16 protein-coding genes and 1 tRNA gene are annotated in these 21749 nt (G+C 67.4%); 12 read left to right on the top strand and 5 right to left on the bottom strand.

What is annotated here, in order from left to right; genetic code table 11:
• Nucleotides 1–89: 89 nt before the first annotated feature.
• The 5 genes from ACH4PY_RS03655 to ACH4PY_RS03635 all read left to right on the top strand — a co-directional run bounded on the left by ACH4PY_RS03655 (nucleotide 90) and on the right by ACH4PY_RS03635 (nucleotide 6874).
• Nucleotides 90–1394 (top strand): DUF3631 domain-containing protein, encoded by a 1305-nt coding sequence (locus tag ACH4PY_RS03655; RefSeq protein WP_398175474.1) that lies wholly within the window; start codon nucleotides 90–92, stop codon nucleotides 1392–1394.
• Between the two features lie 386 nt (nucleotides 1395–1780).
• Nucleotides 1781–2590, top strand: a complete 810-nt coding sequence (locus ACH4PY_RS03650) for a DUF2637 domain-containing protein (protein WP_398175472.1) — start codon at nucleotides 1781–1783, stop codon at nucleotides 2588–2590.
• Nucleotides 2591–2935: 345 nt separating this feature from the next.
• The gene (locus ACH4PY_RS03645; protein WP_398175470.1) at nucleotides 2936–3619 is read left to right on the top strand and encodes a plasmid mobilization relaxosome protein MobC; all 684 of its coding nucleotides are present in this window, start codon (nucleotides 2936–2938) and stop codon (nucleotides 3617–3619) included.
• Nucleotides 3616–5334, top strand: a complete 1719-nt coding sequence (locus ACH4PY_RS03640) for a relaxase/mobilization nuclease domain-containing protein (protein WP_398175468.1) — start codon at nucleotides 3616–3618, stop codon at nucleotides 5332–5334. The genes ACH4PY_RS03645 and ACH4PY_RS03640 overlap by 4 nt, the downstream gene beginning before the upstream one ends.
• A 1177-nt stretch (nucleotides 5335–6511) precedes the next feature.
• Nucleotides 6512–6874 carry a mCpol domain-containing protein gene (locus ACH4PY_RS03635; protein WP_398175466.1) on the top strand — a complete coding sequence of 121 codons (363 nt, stop codon included), beginning with the start codon at nucleotides 6512–6514 and terminating at the stop codon, nucleotides 6872–6874.
• A gap of 206 nt (nucleotides 6875–7080) precedes the next feature.
• Here ACH4PY_RS03635 and ACH4PY_RS03630 read toward each other — a convergent pair whose 3' ends face one another.
• Complete coding sequence (locus ACH4PY_RS03630) at nucleotides 7081–8190, bottom strand: helix-turn-helix domain-containing protein (protein WP_398175464.1); 1110 nt, start codon at nucleotides 8188–8190, stop codon at nucleotides 7081–7083.
• 130 nt (nucleotides 8191–8320) lie between these two features.
• Between ACH4PY_RS03630 and ACH4PY_RS03625 the strand changes: the two genes are divergently transcribed.
• The 7 genes from ACH4PY_RS03625 (at nucleotide 8321) to murF (ending at nucleotide 12821) form a co-directional block, all read left to right on the top strand.
• The gene (locus ACH4PY_RS03625; RefSeq protein ID WP_398175462.1) at nucleotides 8321–8851 is read left to right on the top strand and encodes an ATP-binding protein; all 531 of its coding nucleotides are present in this window, start codon (nucleotides 8321–8323) and stop codon (nucleotides 8849–8851) included.
• A 79-nt stretch (nucleotides 8852–8930) separates the two neighbouring features.
• On the top strand, nucleotides 8931–9173 hold the full coding sequence (locus tag ACH4PY_RS03620; RefSeq protein ID WP_398175460.1) for a hypothetical protein: 243 nt from the start codon (nucleotides 8931–8933) through the stop codon (nucleotides 9171–9173).
• Between the two features lie 133 nt (nucleotides 9174–9306).
• Nucleotides 9307–9394, top strand: a tRNA-Ala gene (locus ACH4PY_RS03615).
• A gap of 53 nt (nucleotides 9395–9447) precedes the next feature.
• The gene (locus ACH4PY_RS03610) at nucleotides 9448–9597 is read left to right on the top strand and encodes a hypothetical protein (protein WP_398175458.1); all 150 of its coding nucleotides are present in this window, start codon (nucleotides 9448–9450) and stop codon (nucleotides 9595–9597) included.
• A 356-nt stretch (nucleotides 9598–9953) separates the two neighbouring features.
• A complete protein-coding gene (locus ACH4PY_RS03605; protein WP_398175456.1) occupies nucleotides 9954–10781 on the top strand; it encodes a D-alanine--D-alanine ligase in 828 nt (275 codons plus the stop codon).
• 16 nt (nucleotides 10782–10797) lie between these two features.
• Nucleotides 10798–11436 carry a C39 family peptidase gene (locus tag ACH4PY_RS03600; RefSeq protein WP_398175454.1) on the top strand — a complete coding sequence of 213 codons (639 nt, stop codon included), beginning with the start codon at nucleotides 10798–10800 and terminating at the stop codon, nucleotides 11434–11436.
• Nucleotides 11433–12821, top strand: a complete 1389-nt coding sequence (gene murF / locus ACH4PY_RS03595; RefSeq protein ID WP_398175452.1) for a UDP-N-acetylmuramoyl-tripeptide--D-alanyl-D-alanine ligase — start codon at nucleotides 11433–11435, stop codon at nucleotides 12819–12821. Before ACH4PY_RS03600 ends, murF begins: the two co-directional genes overlap by 4 nt.
• 80 nt (nucleotides 12822–12901) lie before the next feature.
• Here the strand turns inward: murF and ACH4PY_RS03590 are convergent, their stop codons facing one another.
• From ACH4PY_RS03590 to ACH4PY_RS03575, 4 genes are all read right to left on the bottom strand, one after another.
• On the bottom strand, nucleotides 12902–14125 hold the full coding sequence (locus tag ACH4PY_RS03590) for a hypothetical protein (RefSeq protein ID WP_398175450.1): 1224 nt from the start codon (nucleotides 14123–14125) through the stop codon (nucleotides 12902–12904).
• A 341-nt stretch (nucleotides 14126–14466) separates the two neighbouring features.
• Nucleotides 14467–18153, bottom strand: coding sequence for a hypothetical protein (locus ACH4PY_RS03585; protein ID WP_398175448.1), 3687 nt, complete (start codon nucleotides 18151–18153; stop codon nucleotides 14467–14469).
• Between the two features lie 88 nt (nucleotides 18154–18241).
• Nucleotides 18242–19714 (bottom strand): UvrD-helicase domain-containing protein, encoded by a 1473-nt coding sequence (locus ACH4PY_RS03580; protein WP_398175446.1) that lies wholly within the window; start codon nucleotides 19712–19714, stop codon nucleotides 18242–18244.
• A complete protein-coding gene (locus tag ACH4PY_RS03575) occupies nucleotides 19707–21728 on the bottom strand; it encodes an ATP-dependent nuclease (protein ID WP_398175444.1) in 2022 nt (673 codons plus the stop codon). The genes ACH4PY_RS03580 and ACH4PY_RS03575 overlap by 8 nt, the downstream gene beginning before the upstream one ends.
• Nucleotides 21729–21749: the final 21 nt, after the last annotated feature.

The following is a 21749-nucleotide window of genomic DNA, read 5'->3' as shown; positions in this document are numbered from 1 at the left end:
TGACGGAAACCTCGTCACCGCCCATCCCAGGACAGTCAGCCAGCGGCGGACCGGGTTGCCCCCCGGGACCCGCCGAGCAAGGAGTCTCCGTGAACGAGGGTACTGCCTCCGGCCACGGCCCCGCAGCCCCGAGCACCATCCCGTCGGCCAGCACCTGGCCGCCCGTCGCGCAGCCGGGCGGCGGCCATCGGCCATCCCACCCCGACGCCGTACCCCCGCCCCCTCCCCCCGCGCAGGGGCCCGCGCCGGACGAGCCCACCTGTCCGCCGGAGATACCCGACGCGCCGTCGACCGAGGGCGACGAGCTGCTGGCGCGGCTGCGGGGGCTGATCGCCCGGTTCGTGGTCCTGCCCTCGGACGAGGCCCTGGACGCGACCACACTGTGGGTCGCCGCGTCCCACCTGCAGGCCGCGTGGCAGCACGCCCCGCGCCTGGCGGTGGTGGGACCTGCGAAGCGGTGCGGGAAGTCCCGGCTGCTGGACGTGCTCGCCGAGACCGTCCACAGCCCCGTCCTCACCGTCAACTCCACCCCGGCAGCGGTCTTCCGGTCCATCACCGAGGAGCCGCCCACCCTGCTCGTGGACGAGGCCGACACGATCTTCGGCAGCCCGAAGATGGCCGAGAAGAACGAGGAGATGCGGGGCCTGCTCAACGCCGGGCACCAGCGGGACCGCTATGTGCTGCGGGTGGTGGGCAGTGACCACACCCCGCACCGGTTCCACACCTTCGCCATGGCAGCCATCGCAGGCATCGGCGACCTCCCCGACACGATCATGGACCGCTCCATCGTGATCCGGATGCGACGCCGTGCCGAGGGCGAGCGCGTCTCGCCGTACCGCACCAAGCGCGACAGCCCCGCCCTGCGCGCGATGCGCACGGAACTGGCCCGCTGGATCAAGCCCCTGACCGACCGGGCCCTGCACCTCGAACCGCAGATGCCGGTCGAGGACCGCGCTGCGGACACCTGGGAGCCGCTGGTCATCGTCGCCGACCTCGCGGGCGGCTCCTGGCCCCGGCGGGCACGGCAGGCGTGCGCCGGCCTCGTCGCGTCCGAGGCTGAGTCGGAGGAGGTTCAGCCCAGCGGCGCGCGCATCCTCGCTGACATCCGCCGCATCTTTCACGCCGGCGGTGATCCCGACAGCATCGCCACCGACCAGCTCCTGTTCGCCCTCAACGGCGACCCGGAAGCACCCTGGGGCGAATGGGGCCGCAGCGGCCTGACGCCGCGCGGCCTCGCCGGGATGCTGCGCGAGTTCGGCATCTGTTCCGGCAACGTCCGCATGGGCGACGGCACCCAGCGCAAGGGCTACATGCGCAACAAGTTCGCCGACGCCTGGCGACGCTACTGCCCCACCGTCCACCCCACCGCCCCGAGAGAGGGCACCCCGCGCTGACCCGCCCGCCCCAGGTCGCGTACCAGCCGTCCCTGCCGTAAACCCGCAGGCCACAGCAACGGCCGCCCGGGACGCGGCCGGGGCCCAAGACGCCACGACACCCCGAACGGACACCGGCCCGCCGCCCCGTACACGCCCCGTACGGGCGGCAGGCCGCCCCGGGACGGCAGCCACCTCCGTCTCATGCCGTCCCAACCGTCCCTGCCGCATAACCGCAGGCCAAAGGGCCTACCGGCAAGACGGGTCACCGTCCCAAGACGGAAGCGGGCACGGCGCGTGCAGCCCGCGCATCCATGCCGTACCCGCCCTGACCTGCGATGCAACGGCCGAGACGGACAAGACGCATCTTCAGCAAGACCCTCTCCCGGTAAAGGAATCTCTGCCGCATGCCCTCCACCCCGCCGGACGCCCGCCCTGTCGCCACGGGCGCGTTCGCCCGTACGACGATCACGGTCGTGATGGCGGTCATCGCCGCGCTCGCCTTCGTGTTCAGCTTCGGCAACGTCTGGGCCCTCGCCCTCCGGCTCGGCGTCCCCCGCCCGATCGCCCCGCTGATCGCGCCGATGGTCGACCTGTCCGTCGTCGGCCTGCTCGTCGCCCTCCACCACCTGGCCGCCCACGGCACCGACCCCACCCACCTGCGCTCAGCCACCCGCCTGATGCACCTGTGCGGCCTGCTCACCGTCGCCCTCAACACCGCCGAGCCCCTGCTCGCCCGCCACTACGGCCGCGCCGCCCTCGACACCGTCGCCCCCGCACTCCTTCTCGGCTGGGGAGCCGTCGGACCCACCCTCCTACGCCACCTCCACACCCCCACCCCACCCTCGGAGGAACACCAGCCACCGGCGTCGACCAGCGCAGTGCCCGCCTCGCGAGTCCGGCCTCGGGCGACCATTCCCGCCCGCACCCCGGCGCCGGCACGGGCCGAGCCCGCGAGCGCCAAGCTGCCCACGTCGGGTAAGCGCTCCGGGCGCCCACCCGCGGCGACCATGGACGAGCTGCTCGCCATAGCCCGCCCGGCCGTCGCCCAGCACGGCCTCAGCATCGCCGTGGTCAAACAGGCACTGCAAGACGCACACACCCCCTGCGGCAGCGCCCGCCTCACCGAACTGATGCAGCACCTCAGGCACGAGGAAGCCCACGCCACAGTTCCCCCGCAGCAGGAGCCCGCGCGGGCCCACCCCTCGGACGCCTGATCCGGATGTGCGGAAGTCCGCACCGCCACGGACTTCCGCACATCCGGGCACCGCCCCTTACACCGCAAACGCGGCCCGGCCAAACCGCACCTAGCCCGAACCATGACCCGTGCAACGAGAGGACCTGATCCCGTCATCCGCCACATCGAGAACCCCCCGCTGGAGAGCATCGTGAAACCCCACCCGAAGACCGGCCGGGACGCCGAGCAGGGCGGCGAGGACGCTGCCGTGCGTCGTAAGCTGTCCGGCCTGTGGCGGCGGGCGTTCGGTAACACGGCTCCTGGCGGAGCCAGTTGTACCCAGTCTCCGACTGTCGGCCGGAGTCTGGGGTCCTCCGCCCCGGGGGTGGCGGAGGAGGCCCGGCGCGAGGGCGCGCCGGGCGGGGAGGCCGGCGCCGCGAGCGGCTCCGACCCGGACGAACTCGACGCCGTCCAGCGTGCCGTCCTTGCCGCCGCCCACCACGACACACCCTGCGACGACCGCCACGACGGCCCGCGCAGCGCCGTCACAGCCCAGCCGCACGTGGCAAGCGCCGCCTTCACCCACACGGGCGTTCCCGCGCTCGACGTGCCCCAGCTCGCCACTCCTGCCGGCACACAGCCGGTGCCGAAGGGCAAGATCCGCCGCTTCAACGGCAAGCGCCGAACCCTGCGGGTCGGCCCGGTGGGCTTCACCGAGTCCGAGCACGCCGAGCTGCTGTCGGCCGCCGAGCGGCACGGCTACGGGAAGACCCTGTCGGGTTACTTGGCGGATGTCGCGCTGGCGTTCATCCGGGGCGCGTTCAGCGTCGACCTTCCGCTGCACACCGAGAAGCAAGAGGTGCAGGAGTTCCGCGCGAAGATCCGGTACGAGATCAACCGGATCGGCGTGAACATCAACCAGATGGTCTACGTGCTGCACCGCGACAACCGGATCGAGCCGGACATCCGCGAACGGCTGGAGCGCCTGGACCGCCTCCTCACCCACATCGCCCGCGCCCTCCTGCTGCCCACCGAACCCACCGCGACCAGCGACCGGGAGGACGCGTGATCCCCTCGGTGAAGAACCCCGGCAGCAACACCCGCGGACTGCTGGCCTACCTCTACGGGCCCGGCCGGCACGACGAGCACCGCGACCCGCACGTCGTCGCCTCCTTCAGCCCCCTCGGCCTGCCCGACCCCGGCCGCGACCAGGACGCCACCCTCACCCAGCTCCGCGACGTCCTCGACGCCCCCGTCGCCTTGCGCAACGAAGGCTTCGGAAGGAAGGTCACCGACCACGTCTGGCACTGCCCCGTCCGCACCGCCCCCGGCGACCGGTACCTGTCCGACGCCGAGTGGGGCGAGATCGCCCGCCGCATCGTCCACGTCGCGGGCATCGCCCCCGACGGCGACCCGCTCGCCTGCCGGTGGATCGCCGTGCGGCACGCCGACGACCACATCCACATCGTGGCCACCACTGTCCGCGAAGACGGCCGCCGCCCCAAGATCCACAACTGCGGCATGCGCGCCCAGGCCGAAGCCCGCCTCATCGAGAAGGAACTGGGCCTGCACCAGGTGGCCCCCGGCGACCGGACCGGCGACCGCCTCCCGACCCAGGCCGAGATGCACAAGGCCGACCGCCTGGGCTGGGAGCAGACCAGCCGCGAATGGCTCCAACAGCGCATCCGCGCCGCCATCCCGCACGCCGCCGGCGTGGACGAGCTGCTCGACTACCTCCAGGCCGACGGAGTAGAGGTGAAGATCAGCCGCTACCCCTCCGGCGACCTGCGCGGCTACGCCGTCGGCCGCCCCGGAGACCTGAAAGCCGACGGACAGCAGGTCTACATCTCCGGCAGCAAGATCGCCCCCGACCTGTCCCTGCCCAAACTCCAGGACCGGCTGGCCACCGGAACCCCCGAGGACCACCCGACCGCCCGCCGCAACCGCCCCGGCGACCCGTGGCAGCACGCCACCGACGCCCTCGACACCCTCCACGACCACCTCACCGGCACCGCCAGCCCGGCCGTCGCGCAGGGCCAGATCACCGCCCTCGGCGAGATCATCGACGCCACCGCCCACACCGCACCCACCGCGCTGCGGGCCGAACTGCGTGCCGCCGGCATCGCGTTCGCCCGCGCGCAGCGATCGAGCATCCGGGCCGACCACCACGCCGCCGCCGGCCTCCGGCACGCCGCCCGCGACATCGCCCACGCCGCCACCAGCCCCGACGGCGCAGCCCTCGACGTCCTGCTCACCACCCTGGTCTGGTCCGTCGTGCTGGCCGCCCGCTGGCACCAGGCCCAAGGCCACCGCCAACAGGCCGAAGCCGCCCGCGCCAGCGCGGCCCACCTGCAAACCGCCTACGACCACGCAGTCGCCGACCACCTCACCGCCCTCAGCGAGCGCCAACCCACCCTGGAGATCACCAACACCCTCGCCGGAGAAGTCCGCACCGCCATCCCCGACCACGCCGACCGCATCCTCACCGACCCCAACTGGCCCGCCCTGGCCACCGTCCTCGCCGACGCCCACGCCGCCGGCCACCAACCCCGCACCCTCCTCACCGAAGCAGCCGCCCGCCGCGAACTCCACACCGCCCGCCTCCCCGCCCAAGTCCTCCTCGGCCGCATCCAACACACCAGCCGCAACCCCGCCCCCAACCCCCGAGCCGAAGCCGCCCGCCTCCGCTCCCACACCGCAGGCAACATCCCCCGCAGTAACGGTCAACCACCCGCCGAAGTAAGCCGACCCACGGCTGAACCCCGACAGCACCGCGGACGCTGAAGCAGCTGCTGTCCCGAAGCACTTCGGGCCAGCACCGGTGCGCGGACACGGGTAGCGGTAGATTGCCGCCACCGGCACTGACTACGCAATTGAGGCAGAGGTGTGAGGGTGGGCCGCATCAGGCGAAGCTACCGAAGGGTAAATGAAGACCGGGCAATTCTAGCCGCATTGATTGCGGCTATCGGAACTGCAATCGTGGCTTCAACGCTCCCCGACTTTCTTAGCATGATTCCCGGCGGCAGGACAACTGAAGTAAGCATCTCCCTTGCAGGGTTTCTTGTCCTCGCCGTCAGCTGGATTAGCCTTCACGGGCGTTCCGGAGTCGGAGTCGCGGTATTCCTACAACCAGAGCCAACTTCCGGGTGGTCTGATGCAAGGCTGGTCGAGTACGCGACAGAAGCCCGTGGCCGACACATTAGCTTTTTCTATGTGAATGCAGATGATCTATATTCGGGGCCAGGAGTAGACCGAAGACAGCTAACACAGAAGGTAATTGAGGCTCGACTCAGGGAGGAAAACCCAAAAAGATCGAGCCAGATTTCCTTTTACCTTACCTGCGGTCTCGTAAATTCATACCACCTTGGACGGGAGGTGTTCAATAGCACCAGCGGAGCCTCTTTGAGGATTCACGACTTCCAGGACATTGCGGTGCATCAGGTTTCAAACTCGGGCTCAGTAGGGGCACTTCCCCCGCTTCAACTTGTCGGAACTCCGGCGGGGCCACGCACATCGGATACCTTCTACCAGCTTCCCAATTCGGTGCAAATTCAGATCGAGACGTTGAATCCTGGAAACGCGAACAGACATGCACTCATCGTTTGCATCTCACCCAATGCTGCCGGTCACGCCAATGAGGCGCGGGGGGCCGCCAGCACGGGCGTTCACGCTCACTACCAGGTCACAGCTGGCGACATCTGTAGCACAGCACTCGTAGTAGAGTGCTCAAATTTCCCCAACGATCACCGCGCATACAATGAACTACTGCGGCAGATCCTGCACTACTGGCTAGGCCACCTCTCGTCGATGCATGCATCGAATGGTTCCAGTCCCGATGGGCGACTATTCATTTCAGCCCCGACATCGCTCGCCTTCGCGCTCGGCGCCCTAATGCCATCCATCTCGAGGACCCAAATAATCGAGTACGTATAATTGGCAGCCGCCGAACACTGGAGCCGAATTGCCTTATTTGATTATCGACGGAGACGACATCGGGAGCAAGATCGAGGCGCATCTCCTTGCGAATGACATCGACGCATTCGTGACGTCGTCCAAGGAGGTCTCCGTAGCCGTCGACGAGTTGGCCGAGGCGCTAACCAAAGCCCCGGGCATTTATGTCGTGTCAACAGGGGGTGACAGCATTTTGGCCCGAGTAGAGGAATCCTGTGTTGATTCGCTTGGCAATCTACTTTCGAGCCTTCAACGCCCAGGTCGGTTTACATTTTCGGCTGGAATCGGTGACACCCTCCGTGAAACCTTCATCGCCCTGAGGATGGCTAAAGCCACAGGGAAGCATCGCGTAGTAGTCTATTCGCACGATTGACGGCGTTATGGTTTTGTCGCAATGCGCCATTGTCGATCCCTGGCCTTGGATGCGACCTCCATCTCAACCAAGGCCTCCCCCTTTGACGTCACTCCTGTATCGCGGCCGTGAGTCAAACCATGGCGAGCCCACCGCATCCGTTCCGCCATCGCGGCAGAGCAGCGGTCCCGCCCTCCTCAACCTTCGGCCCGTCGCTGGTGGACGGATTACGCCCGGATCTCGTCCATGAGCATGCGGAGCGTCAGGCTGTGCTTCTCGGGCGGGAGCGCGTTCATGGCCGTGGTGGCGTAGCGCAGGCCGCCCGCCTTGTCGCCAGCGCGGGCCATCATCAGCCCGCGGTGGAGTTCGAGGTGGGTGGCGAAGCGGGGAAGGGACGCTGGGAGTTCCCGGCGGGCGGCGTCCTGCGCTTCGACCGCGCCCTTCTCGTCGCCCAGGCGTGCGAGGAGCAGCGAGAGGAAGACATTCATGCGCCACCACGGCACGGCGTAGTCGGACGTCTGCGTGTACGAGCCGGAGACGTCGTGGATGCGCCGCCCTTCGTCGGCGAGCGCGAGTGCGGCGGCCCGGTCGCCCCGGATCGCCGCGGCGTGGGCCTTGCCCATCACGGCGTTGAGCAGCCCGAGAGACGGTTGGCCGTCGCCGATGGCCATTGCCTGTCCGGCGAAGACGTCGGCCATGCCGAGCGATGCGCCCTCGTACCCGAGGGCGATGGCCGCCCTGCCTCTGACCCACACCCGGGTCGCCGTGTCGCCTGATTCGTCGGCGGCCTCGGCCGCCATGCGGTACCAGTTGACGGCCTTGGAGCCGTCGCTGCCGGGGAAGGTCTTGGCGTAGAGGGTCATCAGCCGTGCGGCGACGGCCCACAGCTGTGGCCGGTCGAGCTGCTGCTGGATCACGACCAGTTCGCCGGCCACCCGCCGCTGGATGTCGGCGGCGCCCATGCTCATGTAGTCGGTGCCGTAGGTGGTCAGCCGGTCTTCCCAGGCATCGGCGGAAGGGCCGCCCTGGAGCCGTGCGGAAAAGCCCGACATCAGCAAGTCGCCCGCGACGACCGGTGCTATCGCGGTGGCGGCGACGTCGGAGATGAAAGTCCTTCGTTTCACTTCATCCTCTAAGACGGAGAGCGGGACATCGAGGACAGCGGACAGGCAACGGAGGTAGTAACCACTCGGCGTGGACTTGCAGCTCTCCCACTGCCGGGAGATGTATTCCCGGGTGAGCGACGTGCCGAACTGCTGGTTGATCTCAGTGGCCAGCCGTCCCTGGCTCCATCCTCGCGCCATCCGCAGGTCTTTGATCAACCGTCCGATGCTCATACGGCCAGGATGCCACTACGAATGCCACTACTGAGCCCTTCCCCGGTGCTCGATGGTTGGTACGTGCCCGCAAGCGAGCGGACACGGAGCGCAACCGCCGAAGCCGCCGGACGAGATGGGGAGGGTGGTCATGATCAGCGGTGAATCGCCGTTACACAGTCGCCTGGATCTGGCGTCGTCGCCGTCCGCCGTGCGCCAGGGGCGCGCGCACGTCAAGGCGGTGCTCACGAAGTGGGGGCTGCCCGACGACGACTCGGCGAACGCCGTCCTTGTTGCTTCGGAGCTGCTGACCAACGCCATCATGCACACGGCACAGCCCGACGCCCAGGGCCCCGAGGAGGAACTGCCGGACGAAGAGTTCTCGAATGGGCTGCCCGACGACGAGCCCGCGGACGAGGCGCCGCCGGGCAAGGTGTGCAACCTGCTGCTCTGGTACACCGAGCGGGGCCTGACCGTCGGCGTCTACGACTCCGATCCGCGTCCGCCCGTCCCCGTCGACGCCTCCGAGGACGCCGAGGGCGGCCGGGGATTGCTGCTGATCAGCACTCTCGCCGCGAAGTGGGGGTACACGCCGCCGTCGCCCACCTCAGGCAAGCTGGTGTGGGCGCGTCTGACTGTGCAGGCGGACTTACAGGCCCAAGGGTTGGCGGTCGGAGCATGACGAGTCTCCTCGGCCTCCGCCCCGGCCCGCCCCCGCCCGAAAGGCTCTCGGTCGTCGCGCGTACGGACGACGGCAACCGTTGGCAGACAGGACGGTGCTGGCTCTCTGGTGCGGCCGGACGTCCGCGCGGGTCCTCTGGGTCGGGCCGGCCACCGTGGGCGGCACCACCGCGCACCTGTACGCCTGCGAGTCGTGCATGGTCCAGCTCGCGGACCAGATCATCAACGACCGCCTCGGCAGCAACATGTCCGAAGGGCTGGACGGTAAGGCCGTCCGCTGGAGCCACGGCCCGCAACGAGGCAGGCACAGACGCCGCCCCTGACCGTCGCCAGAACACCCCCGCAGACCCCGCCCCGGACATCACCGAAGAGGGCGGGTCCTCCTCCCGGCTGTCCCTGCGGCCAGGAGGGGGCGGTCCGGCTCCGCCCTCATGCCCGGCGGAGCCGGACCATCTACCCCTTGTAGCTCAGCCCGGCAGAGCGCCGGACAAGCGAGTCGTGCCGCAGCGTTCGGAAGTCCCTGGTTCGAATCCAGGCAAGGGGACCGCGGCTGTCTGCCCGGCAGCCGCGACCCGACCACCAGAGAGGTACTTCAGCATGTCGAAGAAGGGTTCCAGCGGCGGCGCGGCACCCATCGGGGATGCCATGCACAGCCCGAAGGTGAAGCAGGTCGTGATCAAGGCGGACCCCCAGGGCAACCGCGCCGAGCGCCGGGAAGCTGCCCGGCAGGAGCGCCGGAAGAAGTGAGCGGCAAGGGAAGGCCAGGACCTCCGCCGACGCCGGATCCCATCCCGCGCACGCCGCCCCACCGGCCCCAGTCGGGCTGAACGCCTGGCCTTGCTGAAACCCCAGGTGCCCGGCGCGGCCGACCACCCCTCCTTCTCGCCAGAACGCAGGGCAGCGGCCACGCCGGGACCGCGATCGAAGCACACTCCAATCACCTAGGAGCGTATATGGCACCGACTGCTCAGCGCCGATTCGATGCACAACGAGACAGAGTCGGCGTCCTCTACGGAGGACAGTCCCCGGAACGTGCGGGCTCCGTCGCCTCAGCCGAGGCGGCCTTCAAGTCTCTGGAATCGCAGGGAGTCCAGGTCCTGTTGATGGACGTCGGAGACATCAGATGGGGCGAGCTGGCCTCCCGAATCGACGTGGCTCTGCTGGCGACCCACGGTCTGGGCGGCGAGGACGGGAAGGTCCAGGGGTTACTGGACACCGTCGGCATCCCGTACTCGGGTGCCGGCGTCCTGGCCTGCGCCGTGGGAATGCACAAGCCGACGTTCAAGAAGATCGTCGCGAACGACCGGATCGACACACCGCGATGGATCGAGGTGCGGCGGGACTGGTCGGTGGCCACCGCCTCGACCACGATCCGCTACACCCTGCCCGGTCCCTGGTTCGTCAAGCCGGTCTCGGGCGGCGGCAGCCTGGAGGCGAGCGTCGCCGAGGACGACACGCAACTGCTCGGCGCCCTGGAGAAGTGCAGCACGGGCGAGTACGAGGAGTTCTTCGTCGAGGAACTCGTCTCGGGCCACCCGTGCAGCGTCGGCCTGCTGGAAATCGACGGCACGTTGATCACGCTGCCCGTCCACCAGGTGCAGACCGACCGGCAGTTCTACGACTACGAGGCCAAGCACGACCCCGGCCTCCGCCGTGAGACGTGCCCGTCCGCCCTTCCCGGCACCATGGTCCGGCAGATGGAGGTGGCCGCTCGGCGTGCGCACCACCTGGTCGGCGCGCACGGGCTGAGCCGGGTCGACTTCATGGCGGCCCCCTCGGGGCGGACGGCCATGCTGGAGATCAACACCGTCCCGGGCCTGTCCCCGCACGGCAACCTCGCCACCATGGCGAAGGCAGCGGGCATCTCGTACGACGACCTGATCCGACACGTCGTCGCGACCGCGTTCACCAAGCCGTCCTACGTTCCGTAGGCAAGACTATGGAGCTATGACAAGCTCCACGACAAAACCGCTCATTCCGTACTACTCGCAGTGGGAATCCGTCGACCTGGTACCCGAGTTCGTCACGGGCACCAGGTCGGCGGCCGACGATCCGCTGTGGCAGAAGTCCGGCGCCGACTCGGTGGAGGAGTACGCGTTCTGGGCACGGCGCATGTGCGGGGTCGCGTGCCTGCGGATGGCGCTGGACCACTGGGGCCTGGACGTGCCGCCGTCCGTGCCGCTCGTGCGGGAGCTGGAGGCCGCGGGGGCGTACGTGCGCAACGGCGAGCAGGTGAAGGGGCTGATCTACCGGCCCTTCGCGGACTACGTCGCCCACCGGTGGGGCTTCCACACGGAGGTCGCTCCGGAGCTGACCTTCGCCGAAATCCGCGAGGAGATCGCCGCCAGCCGACTGGTGATGATCTCCGTCCACCCCGGCGTCCGCACCCCCGAGGCCGAACCCCCGAGCAAGGGCGGCCACCTGGTCCTGGTCGTCAACGCCGACGCCGAAGGGGTGGAGCTCAACAACCCGTCCGGCCTCCCCGGGCTGTCGCAGCAGCATGCGCGCGTGTCGTGGGCGACGCTGGAACGGTTCTACGCCGGCCGCGGAGTCGTGCTCGGGAACCGGACGGAAGGCGCACAGTGATCCCTCTGACCCTCGCCGACATCGCGGCTGCCACCGGCGGCACCCTCGACCACGCCGACCCCGACACCCTCGTGACCGCACCCCTGCTCTTCGACTCCAGAAACGTCACCGCCGGGGGCCTTTTCGCCTGCCTGCCCGGCCGCACCGCCGACGGCCACGACTACGCGCGGCAGGCCGTCGCCGACGGCGCCGTCGCCGTGCTGGCGGCACGCCCGGTCGGCGTCCCGGCCGTGATCGTCGCCGACGTGTTGACCGCGATGGCCGACACCGCCCGCGCGGTCGCCGCCCGCTACCCCGGCACCGTCATCGGGATCACCGGTTCGGCGGGCAAGACCACCACGAAGGACCTGCTCAGCGGCATCCTCGCGCTCGACGGGCCGACCGTCGCCACCCCGCGCTCGTTCAACAACGAGATCGGCTTCCCCGTCACCGTCACTCAGGCCACCGCGGACACGCAGTACCTCGTCCTGGAGATGGGCGCCCGCGGACGCGGCCACATCGCAGCCCTGTGCGAGATCGCCCCACCGACGATCGCCGCAGTCCTCGGCATCGGGTCGGCGCACGCGGGCGAGTTCGGCAGCCGCGAGGCCACCGCCGACGCCAAGGCCGAGATCGTACGGGGCCTGCCCCCGCACGGCGTCGCCGTCCTCAACGCCGACGACCCGCTGGTGGTCCCCATGGCGCGGCAGACGCAGGCCCGCGTCATGTTCTTCGGCACCGGCGACGCCGACGTCCGGGCCGAAGACGTACGCACCGGCGACGACGGCCGCCCGCACTTCATTCTCCGCCACGGCGCCGACCGCGCCCCGGTGCAGCTCGCCGTCCACGGCCGCCACAACGTCACCAACGCCCTCGCCGCCGCCACGATCGCCCTCGCCGCAGGCGTCCCCTTCACGCGCGTCGTCGAGGGCCTGACCCGCACCGAGCTGACGTCCGGCGGTCGCATGGAAGTCACGACCCGCCCCGACGGTGTCACCGTCATCAACGACGCCTTCAACGCCAGCCCCGAATCCGTCCTCGCCGCGCTCCAGGCCATGCAGGACATCGCCGCCGGCCGCCGCACCATCGCCGTCCTCGGCGAGATGGCCGAACTCGGCGACGAAGCACCCGCGTGGCACGACCACGTCGGCGAGGCCGCGGCCAAGAGCGGCATCACCCACCTCGTCCTCGTCGGCGGCGAACACGCCGAGGCATTGGGCGAGATGCCCCGCACGGTCGGCATGAAAGTTCACCGCGCCTCCGCCGGCCGCCCCCTCGCCCCCTTCGTGAATGCACTCCTCGAACCGGACGACGTCATCCTGATCAAGGGTGCCAACGCCCTCGGTCTGGAAGCCGTGGCTCGCGAACTGGCGACCCTCACCTGCGTCGGCAATAAGCACGCCTGACGTGGTCGGGCGACGAGGAGTGCTCTCCATGATCCAATGCGGTTGTCCGCGTTCGGCCGTGGTCGTGTCGTAGCCGCTGCTCAGGCCGCGCCGCTGCCTGAGCGGATCGCTGCGGCAGATCCGCCTGCATTGCTGGGGTTGCGTCGGGGAAAGGCCTCGCCGACAGGCCAAAACTCCGGCAGACCAAGAACAGCATGGACTGAGGAAGCCGCTGGCCGGCGTGCGACGTGGACGTCGACCAGTTGTGCAGTTGCCCAGCTAGGGAGGATGGGGGCTGGAAGCGAGCTGGGGTCTGGGCTTTGCCAGAGGACGGGTGGATTCTTCGTCCAAGTCCAGGGCGCTGGGTTGTGGACGGTGAGTACGCCGCTGACCCGGCCATGGCCGTGGGCGGAGGCTGCAGTCCAGTAGCCGTCGCGCTTTCGGCCGAAGGTCGGTGTCCCAGCGTGGGCGTACTCAACGGAGGTTCCGTACAGCGCCGTTTCGGTGTCCTCATCTTCAGGGAAGAAGGCCGCGTGGCCAACTGCCACGATAAATGGAAGCGCCACGTCGCCGTACTTCCCGCCCTTCCTCCTGACTGCGTCAAGCACCCGCCCCGGCTGGTCGTCGAGCCCGTCCGACACGGGATGGATGCCAATCGTCCTGCTTGTTGGGTTACCTCGCGCGCCGGGATCGCGGGGGAAGGCCTGGAACGTGACGCTCCAGTCACCGTCCTGCCAGGTGTGTTTCGGCAGTGGAACCTTGCGCTCGTGTTCGGCAAGGACTTGGTCGGGATCCAGGCTTGCGAGCCACCGCGTCAGCTCGGCCTTCAGCCGCTTCTGCGGCGGCGTTGCCGATCCGGCTCTATCAAGCTCGTAGGACACGAAGAAGTTGGGGCTTGGCACGCAATCAATGGCGTCGGCCAATTGAGGCGGGAGGGGGTGGGACGCGGAGTCGCTAAGGCGCTGGGCCGTCCAGATCGCCTCGACGACAAACTGCTCGCCGTCGCGGGTGACCAGGAAGTCGGGGTTCTTGCCGCGGGTGCCTATGTCGGGCTCGATCTCCACAGTGCATCCGGAACCGAGCAGCATCTCGTGCAGGTACAGCTCCCACAGCGCGGAGAAGACGTTCTTGTCGGAGTTCCGGTCCAGCAGCCGACTACGGATGCCGGGCTGAGCGTGCTCTGGGAGGTGCGACCACCACTCATTGATCACATCCCGCACCTGGTCCCAGAAAGGACCGGCGATCCTCCCGAAGAACTCGGCGTCCGTCTCTGCGGCTCGCTTCGGCGACGCATCCGTCCGGTCCTGGCTCGTGTATACCACCATGACCAACGATCGTAGACCGCGCCGCCGACAACCCCCGCTGATTTTCTGCGATGTAGTAGGTCACCGGGCGTCGAGGGGGCGGAGTTGGTTCGTCGACCAGACGGATTCGAAGGCTACTAGCCTGAACTCTGCCGACTCGGCCTACGGCATCGGCCAGGCAGCCGCCGCTCAAGTGCCAACCCAGCGTGATCTTCCCGGGACGGCACCACCCGCGGATCAGCGGCGCTGAGATATCACTTTCGCTCAATCAATGGCCAGTGCCACAGGTGGCGACTCGGTGTTTCGCAGGTCTAGCACGACGGATAAGCGGTGCTCGAGCATTCTGAGGGAAAAGCCAAAGGTTACTTCTTGCGTCGGACCTTCTTGCGGCTCTTCTGTCGGTGAGGAGCGCGTTTCCGCGAGTGAGACGGAGGTAGAATTTCCGCCCAGGGAACGATGGCGGACGCGATTTGCCCCTGAGCGCAGCCTAGCCGGAAAGCCGACGCAGCAGCCTGCGGAATGGCCAGGAGTTGTCCACTGCTATACACACCGGCTAGGTTGAAAGCGAATCCGTACATCACCCATACGGTGCCCCGGCGTCGCGCGGCATCGCGCCAGGCGCCAGTCAGCAGCGCGCTGGCACGGGCCAGCACAGTTCCCTCACTGTCTTCGAGGACCACTGTTGGCCCGTCGGGGAGTAAGCTCAACTCCGAGGCAACGGGAACAACAGAGTGCGGTCCCCGAAGAAGACGAAATCCCCGCCCGCACACCCTGTGGAGGTGCGCCTCAATCGTCTCGTCCTGGGGAGTGTTGACGAGAAGCATTGTCTCTGGTTCGAGGAGTAGAATCGCTCGCGGTCCCATGAGGGCAGGGATCTTTGGGGCGAGGAAGTCGACATTGCTGGTCATTCCCCCCGCGAAAGCGGGGTCGGTGGATAGCGCGAGGTGCGCCATCGCCCGCTCGTCGCGAACTGCTTCCTGTAGATCGAATGCCATACTGGCAGGCAGCGCGTCAATCGCTGCCTGCCCTTGTGCTTGGCTCGCTTCATGAGCCTTCTGAGTGAGATGAGCACCGATACGTACGGGGAGACCGAGGAGAATAACATCCCACGCGGACTGCTGCTCGGGGTTGGCCGAAAACTCTTGGCCCTCCAATTTCTCCATCAAGTGTAGGAAATCGTTCGCCCCGTCTGCCGCAAGGGAATCGTCTTGGAGCACGCGTGCAGCGCTGTGGACCGCGTGCAGCAGCGTGAACCGAGTCCTCTCGAATTCGTCATCGGCGAGCTGGTCCAGGTAGGGGCTAACGTCGTCGATGATGCGGTGCAGCAGTTCGGCTGCCGCCGCATTGTCAACGAGCACCCACTGCGTTGCACACGCAAGTCCGACGTTGTGCACCAGATGGTTGACCGAGAACCGGTATAGGCTCTGCGGTCCCAAGTAGACCCGGAATAAGGTGTACTGCGAGTTGGCCTCAGTCCATTTGTCCTGGACGGCCAGCGCCTCGATCAAAAATCGTCGTGCGTCAGCCGCCGTATTCGACCATAGATGATCTTCCAGGTGAGTGAGCGTGTCGGTGGCGACCTGCTCAGCTTCGGGAGCCTGACCCTCCGCAAGAAGTTCACCGACCTCATGGGTCTGGTAGTGCGTGCGCAGATATGGACTGAGCGGCAGACGGCTTGCCAGGGCCCGAAACTGCTCCAGCAGATTGTCGATTCCGCTATGCCCGGGGGAGCGACTGGAACGGACCTGGAGGATGAGCACACTGTCGGTGACGTGCCGTGCCGCACCTCCTGGATCTTCGCTTGCGTAGCTCTCCAGGTAGGGCAGGACCGGGGCCAAGTGGCGAACGATGTGCTCGCAGACTTCCGTGGGGGCCGTGGCATTGATCAGGGAAGCAAGTTGAATTCTGCATTGGGCCGTAATCAAGGGGTTAGCGGACGGAGATTTGACTTGCCAGCGGAGCTCCTGCTCCAGCAGGTCACGAGCTATACCGTGCTGGCCGTGCCGGCTATGAAAGCCGGCGAGGTTGCCCAGCAAGGCAGCGGTAGCAGTGCTGATGAGTTCCAGTTCCTGAACGTGTTCCGCCAGGGCCGTAGCGTGCTGAGACAGCTCCCAGGCCCATTCGCTCAAGCCGTGGTCTAGCGCGTGGAGCAGCCAGCTGTTGGTGTGAGCGCCGGCGCACACGAGTGCCTGGTCGGGGGCAGAGCGCTGGGCGAACATGCGGCGCAGAATCAGCTGCAGAACCGTATTAATAGACAGGCTGTCCCTGATGCCAGGGATCCGCGCCAACCGGTCGTCGGTAGGCAACGGTAGCGGGGCGTCTGGTCGAACGAATGAGATGTCGAACAGCTCCCGCAGCATCTCCCGCAGCGGGCTCGAAGTTTCATCAAGAGCCAGGACACTCCCCCCCGGCGGGATGTGCTCGACGGGGATGAAGACGCAGGCAGCAGATAGGTGAAGAGGGATGCGCTGGGGCGCGAGATAGCACATGACCCGCAGCAGGGCCACAGATCCCCCTGCCACCTCGGGGTGGCCCTCCGCACGGGTATATAGCCGATCCAGGCTCAGCCGGACCGCACCCACCAGCGTCTTGGGATACCCGGGCGGCAGCGACCGGTCGTCATCCAGTGCAGCCGACAGGAGTCGGGATCGATAAGAATCCAGGTGAGCTGGGTCGATACCGCATGTCAGCAGATAGCCGGCCGCCAGCTCAATCGCCAGCGGCCAGCGGCCCAGTGCCTCCGCCAAGTCGCTCAAAGCGTGCAGATGCCTCTGCGCTGATTGCCCGTCAAGCTCCAATCTCAGCTCCAGCAGTTCCAGCGCCCGCTCCGGTGGAAGCGGCTCCACCTCAACGCGCCCTTGGACCTTGCGCCAGGATCGCGCCAGCGAGGTCACCAGCACATGGCCCCGCCCCTGCCGGGGCAACCAAGCATCCGCCTGTGCCGGGCTCGCATCGTCGAACACCAGCAGCCACGGCCCCGGCAAGCTCTGGAGCCGAGTGTGGACGCGCTCACGCACGAGAATCGGGTCAGTCAGCACCTCGTCACCACCGCCAAGGTGCGCCAGCAGCCGCTGGAACGAGCCCGCCAGCGACTCTGGCGTGGACGCGTCCAACCAGAAGGCTAGGTCGTAACGGTAGGCATGCTGGGCAACGTACGACGCAGCCAAGCTGGACTTCCCGATCCCCGACAGGCCACTGACTACGCACACCGGCACTGCAGGCGTCGTTCCACTGAAAGCCGCCGCCACCTGGTCCACCAACTCCGGCCGCTCGATCTCGGGCACGGGGGGAAACGGGCCCACGACAACGCCGAAGTCCTGACGGCCTAAAGCCGTGCACAGCACATCCTCGTCGACCAGAAGGCACTGGTTGAAGTCCGTCAGCGACCAGGACGCGGCTCCCGGATCAGCGGCTCGGCGAAGCACCTCGGCTACCAGGAATCCGAGCACCAAACCGCCTGAGCGAGAGGACAGCCCACGCCCGGTGCGTCCCCGCAAAAAGCGCAGCCGAAGGTTCAGCTCCTCGCGCAGTTGGGCGTCGTCGCGGCCGTCGAAGTCGATCCGCGTCTGGGTTAGCCTCGCCCACTGGTCCGGGGACAGGGCTCTCATCCTAGCAAGCATCGCTGGCGCCTTTGCGAACAGCGCCTCCAGTTCGTCTCGCAGTGCCTGCGGTTGCCCCCGGAACTCGGACAAGACAGCCGCCAGGCGCTCGCACCGCACGTCCGGGGCGGCATTGGTTACCAATTCGTAGCGTCGCGACGAGAACTTGGAGACTAGGTCCAGCAGGATCTCCAGCGCTCGGGGAGCGCGCATCTCCCGGCCCGCAGCGGCGCTCTTGACCTGAACCGCCACCACCGAGTTGCCCTCGGCATCCACCAGGTCGAAGTCGACTGCGTCAACGTTGTCCAGCGCGGTGACTGCTTGCACCGGGCCCTCAATCCTGCAGGCCACCACCGATCCCTCACCCGAGGAGGCGAGCAGCGCTTCCAGCGTCCGCAGGTACTGGTACTGAAACCCCCGGGCCGCTATCCGCCCGCCGTCGGTGCCCATGGGCCCCCCTTTCGCACAGACTCATCAATGTAGATGCCAGCACTGACAAGTCAGCTCAAGATCAAATGTGGTGCACCGCATGCCGATCTCATACCGCAAGCGAGCGGCAGCGAGCGCGGGTTAGTGCCACGTAGAGCTTGCGGTGATCCTCATTGTCCCGATCCAGCCCGCTGTACAGGGCTCTTGTATCGCTGACCTCGAGTCGCACGGCAACGGAGTCCCACTCTCGCCCTTTGGCCTGATGGGTGGTCAGGCCGAGTACGAGATCATCAAAGGGGTGGAGGAGGCGGGTACGCAACTGTCCCAGGCGCTCGATGTGTAGCGGGTGTTTGCCAGGGATTTTGACTGACGACTCGGTGGCGATGGCGGCCGTGAGAGCCGCGAGAGTGCCTGCCAGGCCCTCGTCGTCTGCGAGTTGCGCAAGAGTCGCGTCCAGGCGGGGCTCCAGGCGAGCACGGGCCTCCTCGTCCAACCGCAGGGTCGCGGCAGCATCGGCCGCATAGGTGGCGTGCTCACCGAAAGCACTGCGGGTGAGCTGGTTGAGCAGCAGCGTGGAGGCCGCTTCTTGCGTGTTGCCGCTGGCGGAGCGAAACGCGAGGGGTAGTACGCGGGGGTGCGTATTCCACAGGGGCCTCCACTCGCGGGCCAAAACAACGTCGACGCCGTCCAGCGCGGCGCTGGGTACCGTAGTGGATTCGCTTCGCCGCAGGGCTGCGGCCAAGAGTCTTTGGCTAGGAGTGCGCCAACGGAAGGATGCCGTCAGCTGAAGAGTGACCATCCCGGCGCGGTCAATGAGGTCGGGTACGAGGTCGGGGCGAGCACCTCGGAAACCATAAAGGGCCTGCCAGGGGTCACCGACGACGGTGACATGCAGTCCGGCTCGGGCAGCGAGTTCGACTACGGCCAGGTCGAGGCTGTTGGCGTCAAATATCTCGTCGACGATCAGAGCGCGCGTAGTGGTGGCGAAGTAGTCGAGCAGACAGTCATATATCTCCGGTTCGGCCAGGGCCTGTTCGAGGATCGCGCGAACGTTGTCGTGGGTGCATCGACCATCTCTCACGGCAGCGTCGAAGTCGGGCTGGGCAAGGTGGTTGCCCTTGGTGTGACGGTAGGTGTGAGCAGTAACGATCTGGCGGTCTTTGAGTTCGACGACGGGTTCCCTGGCCGTGTAACGGGTCGCGTAGTGGGCCTTCCATGTATCCAGGACCTCAAGGTCGGTGTGACCGCCAGGCCATTGAAGGGTCTTGGTGTGAAGGAGATGGGCCAACAGGTCGTAGATGACTGTGTCGAGGGTGACGATGCGGTGTGGCGGGTTGATCGCGGCACGGCCCCAGGTCGCACGCACGCGCGCGCGTAGTTCCGCAGTGGCGGAGCGAGTGAAGCTGACGGCGACCACCGCGCGCGGGTCGCTGGCTAGAGCAAAGCGCTGCGCGCCGAAGCGGTATGCGGAAACTGTGGTCTTTCCGGAACCGGGAGCGGCTTCGATGTAGAGACGGTGAAGGTCTGTCCCGGCGGCAATGAGCTGTTCGCGAGTCAGTCTGTCCAGGACAGCTTCAGCCACTGGGCTTGACCCCACCAGTGACGTCAGGTGTCGGACTGAACCAGGGGCTAGCCGCCGGAGGGAAGAGGTCACCTGAGTCGTCAAAGGCATCCAGAAGATCCCTGTCGTACTCGTCCGGCTGAGGTTGGACATCCGGCTCGATGGCGGCAGCTGGTGCCGGGTACAGGAAGCCGAACATCGCCTCCAGGTGCTCTGGTACGACTGGGTGGTTCAATGCTTCGTTGGCATTGGCGAGTTGCTGGGCGAGTGCAAGCGCGAACTCAGCCTTGCGTTTTGCCCCCGTCCCGGCGACCGTGGCGGGTTTGCCGTCCGTGGCCTTGCGGGCGCTGCGAAACAGAACGTGGACTGACTCGGGATTCAGTGGGTTGGGCACCGACAGGGACAAGTCGTCCAGAGCGTGAGCGATTAGCTTCTCGTTGCCTGCGGTGATGGCTGGCTCGAGAGTGGGATGGCTGATGAAAGCCTGGGCGACGTCGGGGTTGTGTTCTGTGATCCAGGTCGGATCGGCAGGGACAGCGCCGAAGTCCAGGTCGCTGTCGCGGAGGACGGCGATCTTGGTGCACAGTTCAGCATCTTTGGTCGCCAGCAGCCGCACCGCCCAAGCCCCGACCTTCGTTCCCATGGGCACGATGCTCAGGGCTTCGACGAAGGCTTGCTTGTCCGCGTCCTGGGCGGCCCACGCGCGGGCGAACTCCCGCAGTACGGCCACCTCGGTCACGCCTTCCACTAGTACCAGACGTTCAGCGAACAGGGCGGCAGAGCGGCTGGTGTCCAGATGGAGCCGCGTCATGCGCAGCGTTTCGTCACGCTTAGCCATCGGTATTGTGGCGATGGGACGGCAGACCCGGCGGCCGTCGGCAGTCCGGCGCAAAACCACGATCTCCTCTGGACGACAGGAGGTGATGACGTCGGTGGCGTGGCTGGACAGGACGATCTGCAGTTCTGGTCGCCGAGCGGATACGCCGCGCAGGTAGCGGACCAGGGCGTGCTGAAGCTGCGGGTGTAGGTGGGCCTCGGGCTCCTCGATGACAACCGTGGCGTGAAAGGGGTCTGGCGGGAAGAACGAGTCCTCTGCGGACTCGGCCTCGGCCTGTGCCTGCAGGAGCTGCTCGCGGGCCTGGCGGGCAGCCTCCTCTACGTCATCGGAATCGGGCGCCGGCCCGGTACCGGGGTCGGGCGTGCCTGTGGCGCGCGTGGCTGGGTCAGGGATTGCGGCCAGCGTGACGGCGATGTGGAGGAGGTTGACGTATCCCAGGCCGGAGACCTCCAATGGGCGTGCCTGGCCCCGGCCCTCGATCACCGCGAGCATCAGCTCCAGAACACGGGCCAGGTAAGCGTCGTCGATGACCTGCCCTCGTACATAGGGCCACCGCCGACTCACACCCGCCGACATCGCCGACAGGTGCGCGCCGATACGCTCCTCAACGGCTTCGATGATGCTGTTCTTGGCCAGGTCCTCCAAGAACTGGGATGCCCGCGCCCGCAGCGATACCAAACTCCGGCGTCCGTCCAAGCGTTCCTGCTGAGCGCGCAGCAACTCGATCAGGATGCGGACCTCACGCCGGGCGAGCTCATCTAGAGGATGACGCCACGCAGGCAGATACAGGAGTTTGAAGGGATCGAGCGTGTCGAGTGGCCCCTGTCGCTGACCCGCCTGCGCTTGGACAGTGCCCAAGCTTCGGGTCAAGGTCGTGCTCCAGCGCTGCGCAACGGTGCCAGGTGGATTGTGATGGATGGCATGGAGCTGATGGCCCAAGGCCCCTTCAGCGCGCGGGTCGGCATCCAGGGTGTACTGGACCGAAATGCTGCGCTCGCCTCCGCCCAGTACAGCCGCACTCGGGCGCGGCAGGCTGGGGAACCGGCTGGGATGGGCCAGGTAGAGGGCATCGGTGACGGTGGTCTTCCCGACCCCATTCGCACCGATCAGGACGCTGAACCGGCCGGGAAGATCGCAGACAATCTCCGCCTCGGCGCTCGCGCGCAGCCCTTTGACTTCCACCCGGCTCAGATGCACGCGCGCCGCCCCCACTCGCAG

The sequence above is a fragment of the Streptomyces sp. NPDC021224 genome (genome assembly GCF_044332905.1).
Classification (GTDB): Bacteria; Actinomycetota; Actinomycetes; order Streptomycetales; family Streptomycetaceae; genus Actinacidiphila.
The sequence above is the reverse complement of the archived record's forward strand: the minus strand, read 5'-3'. Positions and strand labels throughout refer to the sequence as shown.